This is a genomic window from Salinivibrio sp. SS3 (genome assembly GCF_001722105.1).
GTDB lineage: Bacteria > Pseudomonadota > Gammaproteobacteria > Enterobacterales > Vibrionaceae > Salinivibrio > Salinivibrio kushneri.
Map to the genome: position 1 here is coordinate 1 of NZ_MEBQ01000002.1, position 14201 is coordinate 14201.

Annotated in this window: 9 protein-coding genes, 4 tRNA genes and 1 rRNA gene; 8 read left to right on the forward strand and 6 right to left on the reverse strand. The window is 50.5% G+C overall.

The genetic code is table 11. The features are described 5' to 3' along the window. The first annotated feature begins 115 nt into the window (after positions 1-115). Together rrf and BGL48_RS00170 are read left to right on the forward strand one after the other, a co-directional pair. Positions 116-231 (forward strand): 5S ribosomal RNA (rrf, locus tag BGL48_RS00165). A 241-nt stretch (positions 232-472) separates the two neighbouring features. After that, a tRNA-Asp gene (locus BGL48_RS00170) sits at positions 473-549 on the forward strand. Positions 550-626: 77 nt separating this feature from the next. Here the strand turns inward: BGL48_RS00170 and ilvY are convergent. Continuing rightward, on the reverse strand, positions 627-1490 hold the full coding sequence (gene ilvY / locus BGL48_RS00175) for an HTH-type transcriptional activator IlvY (RefSeq protein ID WP_069360749.1): 864 nt from the start codon (positions 1488-1490) through the stop codon (positions 627-629). A 132-nt stretch (positions 1491-1622) separates the two neighbouring features. Between ilvY and ilvC the strand changes: the two genes are divergently transcribed. After that, positions 1623-3107: a ketol-acid reductoisomerase gene (gene ilvC / locus BGL48_RS00180; RefSeq protein WP_069360750.1), complete on the forward strand. Its 1485-nt coding sequence runs from the start codon at positions 1623-1625 to the stop codon at positions 3105-3107. A gap of 73 nt (positions 3108-3180) precedes the next feature. Here the strand turns inward: ilvC and ubiK are convergent, their stop codons facing one another. The 4 genes from ubiK to BGL48_RS00200 all read right to left on the reverse strand — a co-directional run bounded on the left by ubiK (position 3181) and on the right by BGL48_RS00200 (position 8334). Then, positions 3181-3447, reverse strand: a complete 267-nt coding sequence (ubiK, locus tag BGL48_RS00185) for a ubiquinone biosynthesis accessory factor UbiK (RefSeq protein WP_069360751.1) — start codon at positions 3445-3447, stop codon at positions 3181-3183. Between the two features lie 93 nt (positions 3448-3540). Then, the gene (locus tag BGL48_RS00190; RefSeq protein ID WP_069360752.1) at positions 3541-6633 is read right to left on the reverse strand and encodes a multidrug efflux RND transporter permease subunit; all 3093 of its coding nucleotides are present in this window, start codon (positions 6631-6633) and stop codon (positions 3541-3543) included. A gap of 12 nt (positions 6634-6645) precedes the next feature. Next, positions 6646-7752 carry an efflux RND transporter periplasmic adaptor subunit gene (locus BGL48_RS00195; RefSeq protein WP_069360753.1) on the reverse strand — a complete coding sequence of 369 codons (1107 nt, stop codon included), beginning with the start codon at positions 7750-7752 and terminating at the stop codon, positions 6646-6648. Positions 7753-7773: 21 nt separating this feature from the next. Further along, the gene (locus tag BGL48_RS00200; protein ID WP_069360754.1) at positions 7774-8334 is read right to left on the reverse strand and encodes a TetR/AcrR family transcriptional regulator; all 561 of its coding nucleotides are present in this window, start codon (positions 8332-8334) and stop codon (positions 7774-7776) included. Positions 8335-8501: 167 nt separating this feature from the next. On the opposite strand from BGL48_RS00200, the gene rep reads away from it, so the two are divergent. Then, positions 8502-10523 (forward strand): DNA helicase Rep, encoded by a 2022-nt coding sequence (gene rep / locus BGL48_RS00205; protein WP_069360755.1) that lies wholly within the window; start codon positions 8502-8504, stop codon positions 10521-10523. A 46-nt stretch (positions 10524-10569) separates the two neighbouring features. Here rep and BGL48_RS00210 read toward each other — a convergent pair whose 3' ends face one another. After that, complete coding sequence (locus tag BGL48_RS00210) at positions 10570-11004, reverse strand: c-type cytochrome (RefSeq protein ID WP_069360756.1); 435 nt, start codon at positions 11002-11004, stop codon at positions 10570-10572. 323 nt (positions 11005-11327) lie between these two features. On the opposite strand from BGL48_RS00210, the gene BGL48_RS00215 reads away from it, so the two are divergent. The 4 genes from BGL48_RS00215 to BGL48_RS00230 all read left to right on the forward strand — a co-directional run bounded on the left by BGL48_RS00215 (position 11328) and on the right by BGL48_RS00230 (position 14133). Beyond that, a tRNA-Arg gene (locus BGL48_RS00215) sits at positions 11328-11404 on the forward strand. Positions 11405-11439: 35 nt separating this feature from the next. Then, a tRNA-His gene (locus BGL48_RS00220) sits at positions 11440-11515 on the forward strand. Between the two features lie 25 nt (positions 11516-11540). Next, positions 11541-11617, forward strand: a tRNA-Pro gene (locus BGL48_RS00225). 797 nt (positions 11618-12414) lie between these two features. Further along, complete coding sequence (locus tag BGL48_RS00230) at positions 12415-14133, forward strand: ABC transporter ATP-binding protein (RefSeq protein WP_069360757.1); 1719 nt, start codon at positions 12415-12417, stop codon at positions 14131-14133. Positions 14134-14201: the final 68 nt, after the last annotated feature.

Below are 14201 nucleotides of genomic sequence, written 5' to 3' on the forward strand. Positions count from 1 at the left end.
GTACTAATGGCCCGTGAGGCTTAACCATACAACACCCAAGCGGTTTTGGGTTGGACTTAAAATAAAGCCAGTTGATTGTGGCGAGAACGAACAGCTTTCTAGATTACCGAATTTGCTTGGCGACCATAGCGCTTTGGACCCACCTGACTCCATGCCGAACTCAGTAGTGAAACGAAGCAGCGCCGATGGTAGTGTGGGGTCTCCCCATGTGAGAGTAGGACATCGCCAGGCTTGCTTTCTTGTTTTCAGATTTTTGGAAAAATCTGAAGGCAAAAACGCTTATCTTGCTGATTGCTCGATGCTTTTGATAACGATGATGCTCATGTATTGGCATACACTGCGCGTCTCGATTCAAAATCCTCATCGCATCAAACAAGATAACCTAATTAGAGCTTACTGTTAGGCTTTAGTTAGCAAAAATTTAAGCATCAAAGCAGATATGCGTAAGACTTTGATGAGACAGAATTGGTGCGGAGTGGTAGTTCAGTTGGTTAGAATACCGGCCTGTCACGCCGGGGGTCGCGGGTTCGAGTCCCGTCCACTCCGCCACTACTTAAAAACCCTAGCTGAAAAGCTGGGGTTTTTTGCGTTTAAGCCCCAGCATCATTGTGTTGGGGCTTTTGTGTTTATCGCATGACGTCGAGTAGGGCGTTGAGTAAAGGCTCTTTAGCGCGGGAGGCTTTACAACAAAGGCCCAGTTCGAGGGGTTGCACAATTTCTTGGCGTAATCGCTCAACCTTGTCTTTTACTGGGCTGTTATCAATCACTACATCTGGCGCGACACCAATACCACAGCCCAATGCCACCATACTAACAATCGCCTCGTGGCCTGCTATTTGCGCATAGACGTTTGGCTCGATCCCTTTACTGACCAACCACTGATCAGCGAGTTCGCGCGCTGTTCCTGCTTCGGGCAAGATTAAAGGTGTGTGCTGCCAATCAATGGCTTGCAAATCAATGCCACTACTGGCCATTGCCGGTGCGATAACCGATAAACTCACGGTATCAATCGGTTGAAACACCAAGCTGGATGACAAGCGTTTCGGTTTAGCGGCAATGGCAATGTCGGCGCTATTGTCTTGCACCTTCTCTTCTGCTTGGGCGGGATCACCGGTCAGCAGTTGTAGCTCGATGTTTGGGTATTGCTGACAAAACCGCGCGAGGAGCTCAGGTAAATGGCTATAGCTTGCAGTGACCGAACAAAAGAGCGTGAGCTTACCGCCGAGCAAAGAGGCATGTTCATTGATACTGGCTTTGGTGGTGTGCCAAAGCTGCAGAATATCGCGTGCAACGGGCAGCAGCGTTTTACCCGCCGGGGTGAGGTCGACCGCTTTATTGGTACGAATAAATAGCGGCTGCCCAATATCTTCTTCAAGACGTTGGATGATTCGGCTCAGCGCAGAAGGGCTGACGTGCATTGCCTGTGCGGCCCGGGTATAGCTTTTGGTGTCACAGAGGTGGAGAAAGCCCGTGAGTTGCTTTGCATTCATGATTTTATTGTTGCTGTAATTGCAATGTTATGTTGTGAATATATCACTTTAGGCAATATAGTGGTTAGGGTAGTATCAAAAATACTCGGTGAAAACACACCCAATCACGGATTTGAATCAATGGAGCACCCCATGGCGAACTACTTTAATACCCTGAATTTGCGTCAACAATTGGAACAATTAGGCGTATGCCGATTTATGGATCGTGACGAATTTGCCATCGAGGCCGAATTTCTCAAAGGTAAAAAAGTGGTGATTGTCGGCTGTGGTGCGCAAGGGCTCAACCAAGGCTTAAACATGCGCGACTCGGGTCTTGATGTGGCTTATGCACTGCGACAGGCTGCCATTGATGAAAAGCGCCCTTCTTATCAGAACGCGGTTGAGCATGGGTTTGAAGTGGGTAGCTACCAAGATTTGATCCCACAGGCAGACTTGGTGATTAACCTTACACCAGATAAACAGCACTCCAACGTCGTCGAAACCGTGATGCCACTGATGAAAGAGGGCGCCGCGCTCGGTTACTCACATGGTTTTAATATTGTCGAAGTCGGTCAGCGTATCCGTGAAGACATTACTGTGGTTATGGTGGCGCCTAAGTGTCCGGGTACCGAGGTGCGTGAAGAATATAAACGCGGCTTTGGTGTGCCGACGCTGATCGCTGTCCATCCAGAAAATGATCCTAAAGGTGAAGGCTTTGAGATTGCGAAAGCGTGGGCAGCTGCAACCGGTGGCCACCGTGCTGGCGTACTTGCCTCTTCATTCGTGGCAGAAGTGAAATCCGATCTGATGGGCGAACAAACCATCCTGTGTGGCATGCTGCAGGCAGGCTCGGTCGTTTGCTATGAGAAAATGATCGCAGAAGGTGTTGATCCAGGTTATGCGGGTAAATTGATTCAGTATGGCTGGGAAACCATTACTGAAGCGCTAAAGTTCGGTGGCATCACTCACATGATGGATCGCTTATCCAATCCAGCGAAAATCAAAGCCTTTGAGTTGTCGGAGTCGCTTAAAGAACTGATGCGTCCTCTATATAACAAACATATGGATGACATCATCGCTGGCCATTTCTCCGCGACCATGATGGCCGATTGGGAAAACGGCGATAAAGATCTGTTCACATGGCGTGAAGAAACCGCACAGACCGCGTTTGAAAACTATCCCGAGTCGGATGTAAGCATCAGTGAGCAGGAATTCTTTGATAACGGCATTTTGATGGTAGCTATGGTGCGTGCAGGGGTCGAGCTTGCTTTTGAAGTCATGGTGTCATCTGGCATTATCGAAGAATCAGCGTATTACGAGTCATTGCATGAATTGCCTTTGATTGCCAATACTATTGCGCGTAAGCGCTTGTACGAAATGAACGTGGTCATTTCCGATACGGCTGAGTACGGCAACTACTTATTCGCAAACGTGGCGACACCGCTGTTGCGCGAACACTTTATGCCAACAGTGGGTGCAGATGTGATTGGTAAAGGACTCGGAGAAACCTCGAACCAGGTTGACAATGCCACCTTAATCGAGGTCAATGACCGTATCCGCAACCACCCGATTGAGTATATCGGCGAGGAATTGCGCGGCTATATGACCGATATGAAGCAAATTGCGCTCGACAAATAATAACGCGGATCGTTTGAGATAACGCGGAAGAGAAGCCTGGCCTGAGGGTCAGGCTTTTTTATATCTGCGAGGGTTATTCTTGGTTATCTGTCGACTGACCCACTTTTACTTCCATGGCTTCCAGCTTGGCTTCAAGCTCGGTGAGCTTTTGACGGGTGCGCAGTAACACCTGGGTTTGTACATCAAACTCCTCACGGCTTACTACATCCAGCTTAGTCAGCTGGCCTTGGATGGCTTGGCGCACACGGCCTTCCATATCCGTGCCTAACTCTTTAACAGGCTGAGGCATGGCGTCGTGAATTTGCTTGGCCATTTGCTCAAGTTTTTTGGGGTCAAACATGGAATACTCCTTTATTAACTGTCTTTATTCTATGTAAATACGCACAGCTTGTCGAAAGGATGATAAAAGAAAAGGGCCCGAAGGCCCTTTGGGTTAGTGTGATGCGCGATAGTCTTCATCGAGCTTATCAAGTTCATCGTCTTCGACAAACACAGGCAGTGGTTTGTGCTTGCTGGCCAGATAGGTATAAATCACTGGCAGAACGAATAGCGTGAATAACGTACCGATAGCGAGACCTGCTACGATCACAATCCCGATGCTAAAGCGTTGCTCGGCGCCTGCGCCGGTGGCAAACATTAGCGGGATGAGGCCTGCAATCATCGCGGCAGTGGTCATCAAGATCGGACGCAGACGAATCTTGGCCGCTTCTTTCACTGCGTCCATTCGGCTGGCTTGATGATGCAGTTGCTGCTCTTTGGCGACCTCACAGATCAGAATACCGTGTTTAGTAATCAGACCTATCAAGGTTATCAACCCGACTTGTGAGTAGATGTTCATGGATGACAGGCCCCACGCGAGCGCAATCAAAGCCCCACAAATCGCGAGTGGCACAGAGACCAAGATCACCAGTGGGTCGAGCAAGGATTCAAACTGAATCGCCAGTACCAGATAAATGATCGCTAAGGCGAACAAGAAGGTGGCATACAGCGCGCTGCCTTCTGTCACGTATTGGCGCGACTCACCGAGGTAATCGTGCTGATAGCCTTTAGGCAACTCTGCTGCCTTGCTCTCGAACCAATCCACTGCGGTACCCATGGTGACACCGGGCGCAGATACCGCACTGATGGTAGCAGCGTTTAGCTGATTAAAGTGCGGCAGTGAGCGAGGTTCCGCGGTGACTTCAATGTCAATCAGCGAGCCCAGCGGAATGGAATCACCATTGGCCGCACGCACGTAGTAGTTCTCGATCGATTCAGGGTTGAGGCGATACTTACGCTCAACTTGCGGGATCACCTCATATGAACGGCCATCAAAGTCGATACGATTGACGTAGCCATCGGCCATCATGGTGCCAATGGTGGCGCCAATATCACGCATGGTCACGCCATATGACCCAGCTTTGTCTTTATCAATGCTGATGTTCATGGTGGCCGAATCAAAATTGAGGTTAAGCTCCGAATAGACGAAATTCGGGCTAGATTGTACCTCGGACATAATATCGGCGGTCACTTGGTAGAGACTTTCGAAATTATTCGGGGTGGTCACCACAAACTGGATCGGCAAGCCGGAGGAGGCACCGGGCAGTTCTGGCATTTCAAAGGTAGTGACCTTCATACCCGGAATGTCTTTCACTTCGTCAGCCATGCGTTTTACCACTTCGGACTGACTGGCTTCCCGCTCACTCCAAGGCACCAGTGAGGCGATACCAAAGGCTTGATTCGACTTCGGCACCCCTGAAAAGACCTGAGAAAAGGCCACCTCTGGTTGTTCGTCGAGCTTTTGGTTCACTTCCGCCATGCTGTTTTGGATGTAATCCAGGTTAGCCGTCGAGGGCGCCGTCCCCATCATTACCACCACGCCTTTATCTTCCGATGGCGCCAGCTCACTGGGGATAAAGTTAAATAGCACAGGCAAAGAAGCAAAGACGATCACCGCAAAGGACACCACCACAGGACGGCGTTGCATCACCTTACTGAGGATGCGCGCATATTTGTCGGTCATGCCATCCAAGAAGCGGTGCACGGCAAGCTCAAAGCGACTTGGCTTGGCGTTAGCTTTCAGCATGGTTGAACACATCACTGGTGAGAGTGTCAACGCGACAATCCCGGAGACAAACACCGCCCCGGCAAGGGTTAACGCAAACTCCTTAAACAGCGAGCCGGTGATCCCGCCCATCATCGCGATAGGGGCATACACCGCCGCCAATGTTAGTGTCATGGAGATAACCGGCACGGCAATTTCCCGTGTACCAATAATGGCCGCGCGGAAAGGGGACTCTCCCAGCTTGATATGGCGGTCGATGTTCTCGAGTACCACGATGGCATCGTCGACCACCAAGCCGATAGCCAGCACCATCGCCAGCAGGGTCATCAAGTTGAGCGAGAAGCCAATCATTTCCATCACCAGCGCCACACCAATCAGGGACAGTGGGATGGTAATAATGGGGATAATCACCGCACGGAACGAACCTAAGAAAAGGGTAATCACCACCAATACGATCAGCGCCGCTTCAATGATGGTTTTGATGACCTCATTGATGGACTCATTGATTGCATTGGATGAGTCATACAGCACATTCATCTCGATATTGCTTGGCATGTTGCGCTCAACTTCCGGCAACATATCCATGACGTCAGCGGCAATATTGATGGGGTTAGCCGACGGGGTGGCATTGATCGCGGCGACAACCGCTTCAGAGCCATTAGCCAGTGCACGTACCCGATCATGGCTTTTCTCGAGTGAGACCTTAGCGATGTCTCCGAGGCGTACGACGCGGCCATCTTGGGTATCAACCACCAAATTACGCAGCTCTTCGGGCGTGGACACCTGAGTATCGGCGCTACCGTTATAGATCATAAAGGTACCAATCGCCTGACCAGTGGCTGACTGGTAGTTGTTGGCATCGAGCACGGACATCACGTCGGTGGCCGCTAATTTAAACGCCGCCATTTTCTCAGGATCGAGCCACACGCGAAGGCCATACTTCACCCCGCCGTAAAGGTCGATTTTGGAGACACCATCCACGGTAAATAGCTGAGGCTTGACCACGCGATCGAGGTAGTCAGTGATCTGACTGGAGTCGAGTTCGGGCGAGGTAAAGCCAATATACATGACAGCGGTGGTGGAACCGGTCGACATGGATACCGATGGATCTTCCGCCTCGGCAGGAAGCTGAGCACGCACCGAGTTTACCTTGGCAAGAATATCGGCCAAGGCGGCGTTAGGGTCGGTATTGAGCTTCATGTTGACCGTAATGGTCGAGGAGCCAAGTACCGACTCTGAGGTCATAAAATCAATATTATCAGCTTGGGCCACGGCTTGTTCGAGTGGCGTCGTGATGAAGCCCTGAATCAAGTCGGCACTGGCGCCATAATAGCTGGTTGTGATGGTGACCACGGTATTGGTCATCTCCGGGTATTCCCTGACTTGCATCTTAAATAAAGATTGCAGGCCGAGCAGCGCAATCAGAATACTGATTGACGCGGCTAGCACGGGGCGCCGGATAAAAATATCAGTAAAGCGCATCACATCCTCGTCTTACAATTGAGGTAATTGTTCTGGTGGTGTGAGAGCGTCGTTTTCGACGATTTTCACTTTGGAGCCATTGCTTAACCGCACTTGGCCGGAGGTGACGACCTGATCGCCAGGTTGCAGACCTTCGATAACACGCGCTTGATGGCCACGACGTTCACCGACCTTGAGTACTTGCTGATAAGCGCGTTTTTCTCCTTCCTCTTCGCGGATGACGTAGACGCTTTCTCCGTACAAATTGAAGTTAATCGCGGTTTGATCAATCACGATTTGCTCTTCAATGGTCGGTAAGACGATATCGGCGCGGGCAAACATCCCTGAGCGCAACTGGCCGTCGTTGTTGGGGATATTGGCTTCCACTTTAATCAGGCCGCTCTGGCTGTTGACTGCAGGCTCAATGGCACTGATAGAGCCGATAAATTCCTTTTCAGGATACGCGTCGACAGTAATGCGTAACGGCTGGCTTAAACGGATTTTGGAAATATCCGTTTGTGGCACGGTAAAGCGCAGCTTCATCACCGAGGTGTCCTCGAGGCGGGCAATGTCCGTACCGGGTTGTAAGTATTCACCTAAGAAAACATCACGCAAACCAATCACACCATCGAAGGGAGCTTGGATATTACGACGGGCAATGGTGGCTTTCAGCGCATTGATGTCAGCTTGTAGCGAGCGATAATTGGCCTCGGCTTCATCCAGCGCTTCTTTAGAGATAGAGCCTTTAGCAAACAGGCCTTGGTAGCGTTTAAACTTGGCTTCCGCCGCCGGTAGGCGCGCTTGGGTGCTGGCTAAATTGGCTTTTTCAACACTCGAGTCGAGCTCGACCAGGTTTTGTCCACGCTCAACGGTTTGGCCAGACTCAAAATTAATCACATCGACGACACCGGCAATTTGGGTGGTTAAGGTGATCCCTTGGTTAGGCTCAATAAACCCAATGGCGTCAAGCGTTGGTGTCCAAGGCTCAGCCTCAACCGTCACCGCGGTGACTGGGTGGGTGGGCTCTGGCATGTTTGCCATATACTCTGCAACTTTTTGCTGCTTGAACAGGTTAAAGCCAATCACACTGCCAAACAGCAGCAGCGCGAGGATAACCATAAAGAAAAACCATTTTTTCATCGAAGTAAGCTCCGAACGTCGTTAGTGAAGAGAAATTGCATCCCAGCAAGCGTGGATCGCATCTGCGATAGCATGACTGTCCAGGGTTATAACACCCCGAACCTGTTTGCGAGCTAAACAAAAAGCGGGTTCGAGTCCCAAGGTGATTAACACCTCATCATCGAGGGGCTTGAGCACGCCTTGTTGCTTACCTTCTTGAAAGACCAGATAAAGATCGGAGAAGGCTTCTCGCTCTTGCTGAGTATGAGACTGATCATCGCGTGGCAGGGCATCAAACTGGTCACGAGACAATAAAAGATGATCGCGTTGTAGCATCATGGTCCACGTATTGCGCCACAAGCGTTCAAACTGACGTTTGAGTGTCGGTTCATCCTTGACCCCTTGCTGGATATGGGTTGCACATTGCATCATCAGGTGCGAAGACAGTTGGCGAAGCAAGTCATCCTTATCTTTGAAATAGCGATAAATGGTCCCTGTTGCGACCCGTGCTTGTATCGCCACTTGTTGCATTGAGACTTTGTCGAGCCCAACCGTCGCGATTAATTGCTCGGTCGCGGCAAAGATTTGTGTACGTTTGTCCATGAATAATGCACCAAGCAATGAATGAACGTTCATTCATTTTAGAGCGTTTTTCGCGCAAATGACAAGCATAAAGTGTAGCAAGCAAAATGCACTCTGCTGCGGTGAGATAGACATCAGTCGGATTCGCTCTACAATGCTCATTCAGCCACTGATGAGGTGTTGTCACCATGAAACTTAACCCCGCGCAATCCGATGCCGTCCGACATATCTCTGGACCTTGCCTGGTTTTGGCCGGAGCAGGGTCGGGCAAAACACGGGTGATTACGCACAAAATCGCCTATTTGGTTCAGCAGTGCGGCTATAAAGCACGTCATATCGCCGCGGTCACTTTTACCAACAAAGCGGCTCGCGAGATGAAAGAGCGGGTAGCACAAGGTTTAGGCAAGCAAGAGTCGCGTGGTTTGATGGTGTCGACCTTTCATACCTTGGGCCTCAATATCATTCGTCGCGAGTACAAAACCTTGGGGCTCAAGGCGGGCTTTTCGCTATTTGACGATCAAGACCAATTAGCTTTGTTAAAAGCCCTGACCGAACAAGAGTTGGACAACGACAAAGATTTGCTACGGCAGTTGGTGCATACCATTTCCAATTGGAAAAATGCCATGTTGGGGCCGGATGAAGCACTGGCTCAGGCGCAAGGCGAGCGTGATCAACTGTTTGCCGCCTGCTATGCGCGCTACCAAAAACAAATGCGTGCGTATAATGCGCTGGATTTTGATGATCTCATTTTGATGCCAGTCGCGCTGCTTAGCCAAAACCAAGCTGTACGTGAGCGCTGGCAAGCGCGCATTCGTTATTTATTGGTCGATGAATATCAAGATACCAATACCAGTCAATATCAGTTAGTGAAGCTGCTAGTGGGTGAGCGTGCACGCTTTACCGTGGTCGGGGATGACGATCAGTCGATTTACTCGTGGCGAGGGGCTCAGCCGAAAAACCTGGTGTATCTGCAGCAAGACTTTCCGCGTTTGCATGTGGTGAAACTGGAGCAAAACTACCGCTCAACCAGTCGCATTCTGCGCGCCGCGAATATCTTGATTGCCAATAACCCTCATGTATTCGAAAAGACCTTATTTTCTGCTTTGCCTGATGGCGACATGCTCAAAGTACTGACCGCGAACAATGAAGAACATGAGGCGGAGCGCGTGGTCGGCGAGCTGATAGGTCATCGTTTTTTGGGGCGCACCCAATACAAAGACTACGCCATCCTTTATCGCGGAAACCACCAATCACGCTTGATCGAAAAAGCGCTGATGCAAAACCGCATTCCTTACAAGATCTCCGGTGGTACCTCGTTTTTCTCACGTGCAGAAATCAAGGACATCATGGCCTATCTGCGCCTGCTCACTAACCCCGATGACGACAACGCGTTCTTGCGGGTGGTTAACACACCACGACGTGAAATTGGCCCAGTGACGCTAGAAAAGCTCGGTAGTTATGCCAACCAGCGGGGAAAGAGCTTGTTTGCGGCAAGCTTTGAGCTCGGGCTCAGCCAACATTTATCAGGACGTGGTTTGGCGTCGCTACAAGCGTTTACCCGCTGGGTGGTGGAATTATCCGATCAAGCCGAGCGAGGCGATACCGTGGCGGCAGTGAGGGCGCTTTTGCGTGACATTCACTACGAAGAGTGGCTGTACGAAAGCTCTTCAAGCCCCAAAGTCGCAGAAATGCGGATGAAAAACGTCTCACAGCTTTACAGTTGGATTGTCGCCGACTTAGAAGGTGACAACCCCGATCAGGTGGAACGAACGCTAAGAGAAGTGGTTCAGCGCCTTACCCTACGTGACATGATGGAGCGGGGCGAAGACGATGATGACGCAGACCAAGTCCAGTTGATGACCTTGCATGCCTCCAAAGGGCTCGAATTTCCTTATGTCTACCTGATTGGCATGGAAGAAGGCTTATTGCCGCATCAGTCGAGCATTGATGAAGACAACATCGATGAAGAGCGGCGTTTGGCTTATGTCGGACTGACTCGCGCGCAAAAGGCGTTGACCTTTGTAGTGTGTAAAGAGCGGCGTCAATTTGGTGAAGTGATTAAACCTCAGCAAAGCCGCTTCCTGGAGGAGCTTCCTTTTGACGATGTGGAGTGGGAGTCGCAAAGAAAGCCTGTTTCACAAGAAGAGCGGATGGAGAAAGGGCAAGCCGCGATCGCCAACCTAAAAGCCATGCTGGATAAAAACAAATAACGCCGCAAAGGCGGCGTTATTGTCACGTTGGCAATGCGCCGCGGTATTAAAGTGCGTCGAGCATATGCTCGATGGCTGCCACTATTTCATCATCCGAACAATCCATACAGGTCCCTTTAGCCGGCATGCCATTAAAGCCGTTGATGGCATGTTTGGTGAGGGTCTCCATGCCTTTATCGACACGTGGGCCCCATGCAGCAGCATCGCCCATTTTCGGAGCACCCGCCGCCCCTGTACCATGACAGGCGGTGCAGTAGGTATTGTAGACCTGCTCGCCGCTGCGTGGGCCACTTGGCTCTGCGGCGGCGGTTTGCGTTGGCGCTTCGCCGTCAATATACACATCACCAACCGGGGCAATGCGTTCGGCGATGGCGGCTTTTTCTTGCTCAGACACTTCTAGCGCTTGCGCAGCAGAAGCAAACAACAGGGCCGCCACAGTGGCAACCATAATTTGACCTAGACTTTTTCCCTTTGCGCTCACAATGACACTCCCACATTACTGGTGGCTTAACGCCTTTTTTATCTTATTTGCCGCCAACCTAAGGGGGTGAATCAATCAAGGGTGATTCGGTTGCGGCCTGTCAGTCTCGTCTTAACGGATTTGCCAACGTTGCTGGGTTAACTCCGTGTAAAGATTAGGTGATTATAGCGCTTTAGATTGTTACGTTAAACCGTTATAGTAGAGACCTTACTGACGTTTTCTACGCAATTTGTTGAAAAAGAGACCAGTCAGTAAAAAAATTAAAAAAAGTGCTAGACGGCTGGTGGTGATATCCGTAATATTCGTCACCGCCAACGGGGCAAGCGCCCGTAGCTCAGTTGGATAGAGTGTTGGCCTCCGAAGCCAAAGGTCACAGGTTCAAATCCTGTCGGGCGCGCCATTCCGGGGATAAAGGAAATTGGCAAAAAATCAGTGGTGGCTGTAGCTCAGTTGGTAGAGCCCTGGATTGTGATTCCAGTTGTCGCGGGTTCAAGTCCCGTCAGCCACCCCATTATTTTCGCTAACAGCGAATATGTCGGTGAATAGCGCAGTTTGGTAGCGCATCTGGTTTGGGACCAGAGGGTCGGGGGTTCGAATCCCTCTTCACCGACCACTATTATAAACCCTAGCCTAACGGCTGGGGTTTTTTTGTTTATGCCTGTTCGTTGGAGAGCGAGGGTCGGGGGCCGGAAGCCGGCCCAACGGAAGCCCGGTCGCGCGGTAGGCCGCCCCATCGAAGCCCTCTTCACCGACCACTATTACAAACCCTAGCCTAACGGCTGGGGTTTTTTCGTTTCACCCACCCCCCTCTGGACATTTCTCTCCCCCCTCAAATTGTCACTGCTGTTGGGCGGTTTTATATCGCTTTGCCGAGTACGTGTTGGTGAGCCTTTTCCCTACGCGGCGACCTTGAGAGAGGATAAAATGCAGAAATTAGAGATCTATCAAGATTCTGATAGATAAAAAGTCACCAATTAGCAATAAAAACCACACCTTTTGATGTGACTGCTATACCTGTTGATTAGTGGTTTAAAAACCTACCTTTAATTGACTAACTAATTATTTAAGTTGTTAATTGCTTCTTTTTTGGAGTTTATCGCTATCATTGTTTACGCGCTGTTAAATAACTTTGCTTTATTCTATGCGCGATTTGCTTTAAAACAGGGGACAGCGTAATACCTTATATCTTTATGATATGAAGTGTATTTTTTGTTTGACGCTTGGGTGCGTAATCGTAGCCAAGTGAATGAATATTCGAGCCGACTGTGTCATTATGGCATTTTCTGCTGTGATGTTGATTTTTTGTGAAATGTTTGCCAGATTAAATCCGCATCTCTCCGAGGCAAGATCCTATCACCTTGTTTTGGTCAGGAAGTCGATCGTCATCGAGGACGATATCAAGGATGAAAAATGTCACTGCTAGAAGTAAATAACCTACGAATAGAGTACCCGTCTCGCCACGGCGTTCACGCCGCTGTGACGTCATTGTCACTCACGATTGAGCGTGGTGAGATTGTTGGCGTGGTGGGTGAGTCTGGAGCGGGTAAGTCAACGGTGGGTAATGCCGTGATTGATTTGCTCAGCCCGCCGGGCCGCATTGCCAGTGGCGATGTGTACCTTGATGGTAAAAAAATCTCCGGTCTTAGCCCTAATGAAATGCGCAAAGTACGCGGTGATAAAATTGGGTTTATCTTTCAAGACCCGATGACCTCCCTGAACCCGCTGTTTACGGTCGAACAACAGCTGACCGAAACCATTTTGACCAACTTGAATGTCACCCAGCAACAGGCCTATCAGCGCGCGCTTCATTTAATGGAGCAGGTGGGGATCCCGGAGCCAGAGCTGCGCATCAAACAATACCCCCATCAGTTTTCCGGCGGGATGCGTCAGCGCGTGGTGATTGCGGTTGCACTGGCCGGGGAGCCGGATTTAATCATTGCCGACGAGCCGACCACGGCATTGGATGTGTCCATTCAAGATCAGATTCTCACCCTGATCCGCGATTTATGCCAAAAGAAAAACGTGGGTTGTATGCTGGTCACCCATGATATGGGCGTGGTCGCCAACGTGACCGACCGTGTCGCGGTGATGTATCGTGGTGATTTGGTGGAGCTGGGCACCACCCAGCAAGTGTTAGGTGAGCCTCAGCACCCTTACACGCAAAGCCTTATTTCAGCGGTGCCACGCTCTGATATCAAGTTAGAGCGCTTTCCGCTAGTCAATTATATCGAGGAGGCCGGTGAGACCCTGGAGCTTGATGTTAAGAATCACTGGCTGGGGCAAAGCCAAGATCAGCGCGCTTACAGCGGTCCGCTACTGCAGGTGAAAGATGTGTCCTTGCGCTTTATTACTAAGGATTCTCTCTTTGCGAGCCGCCGCGAATACGTCCAAGCCTCTGATCATGTGAGCTTTGACGTGGTTGAGGGGGAAACCTTTGGTCTTGTTGGTGAGTCGGGCTCAGGAAAGTCGACCATTGCGCGCGCGATCACCGGGCTTTATCCGCCCAACACGGGGCAAATCATTTTTGAAGATATCGATCTGACCGCGATTAAAAACGAACGCGCCCGACGTCCTATTCGTCGCCAAATGCAAATGGTGTTTCAAAACCCGTATTCATCCATGAACCCACGGATGAAGATTTACGACATTATCGCTGAGCCCATTCGTTTTCACCGTTTGGCCGAAAGCGAGTCTCAAATCCGCCAAATCGTCGGCGACTTGCTCGACCACGTGGGTTTAGGCCGCGGCGCAGGGATTAAATATCCGCACGAGTTCTCTGGGGGGCAACGCCAGCGTATTTCGATTGCTCGCGCATTGGCGACGCGTCCGCGTTTACTGATTTGTGATGAGCCGACATCGGCGTTGGATGTGTCGGTACAAGCGCAGATTTTGAACCTGCTTAAAGATCTGCAGGACGAGCTCAATCTCACCATGTTGTTTATCAGTCACGATCTGCCGGTGATTCGACAAATGTGTGACCGCATTGGTGTGATGCGTAAAGGTCAGCTGTTAGAAGTGGCGCCGACAGAGCAACTGTTTACTAACCCACAACACGAATATAGCCGTCAGCTTATCTCATTGATGCCAGAGTTTAAGGGAATGAGCACGGAAGGTTTGCAACCGGCATAGCACGCTATGTCGACGCGGCATTGCGCCGCACCTCATCCATGATGCAAACACAGCAGGGGGCAACCCCT

What these genes read in the sequence shown, in the direction of transcription:
- BGL48_RS00230 (WP_069360757.1), top strand. Translation starts at nt 12,415, where the DNA reads ATGTCACTGCTAGAAGTAAATAACCTACGAATAGAGTACCCGTCTCGC.
- ilvY (WP_069360749.1), bottom strand. Translation starts at nt 1,490, where the DNA reads ATGAATGCAAAGCAACTCACGGGCTTTCTCCACCTCTGTGACACCAAA.
- ilvC (WP_069360750.1), top strand. Translation starts at nt 1,623, where the DNA reads ATGGCGAACTACTTTAATACCCTGAATTTGCGTCAACAATTGGAACAA.
- BGL48_RS00190 (WP_069360752.1), bottom strand. Translation starts at nt 6,633, where the DNA reads ATGCGCTTTACTGATATTTTTATCCGGCGCCCCGTGCTAGCCGCGTCA.
- rep (WP_069360755.1), top strand. Translation starts at nt 8,502, where the DNA reads ATGAAACTTAACCCCGCGCAATCCGATGCCGTCCGACATATCTCTGGA.
- BGL48_RS00200 (WP_069360754.1), bottom strand. Translation starts at nt 8,334, where the DNA reads ATGGACAAACGTACACAAATCTTTGCCGCGACCGAGCAATTAATCGCG.
- ubiK (WP_069360751.1), bottom strand. Translation starts at nt 3,447, where the DNA reads ATGTTTGACCCCAAAAAACTTGAGCAAATGGCCAAGCAAATTCACGAC.
- BGL48_RS00195 (WP_069360753.1), bottom strand. Translation starts at nt 7,752, where the DNA reads ATGAAAAAATGGTTTTTCTTTATGGTTATCCTCGCGCTGCTGCTGTTT.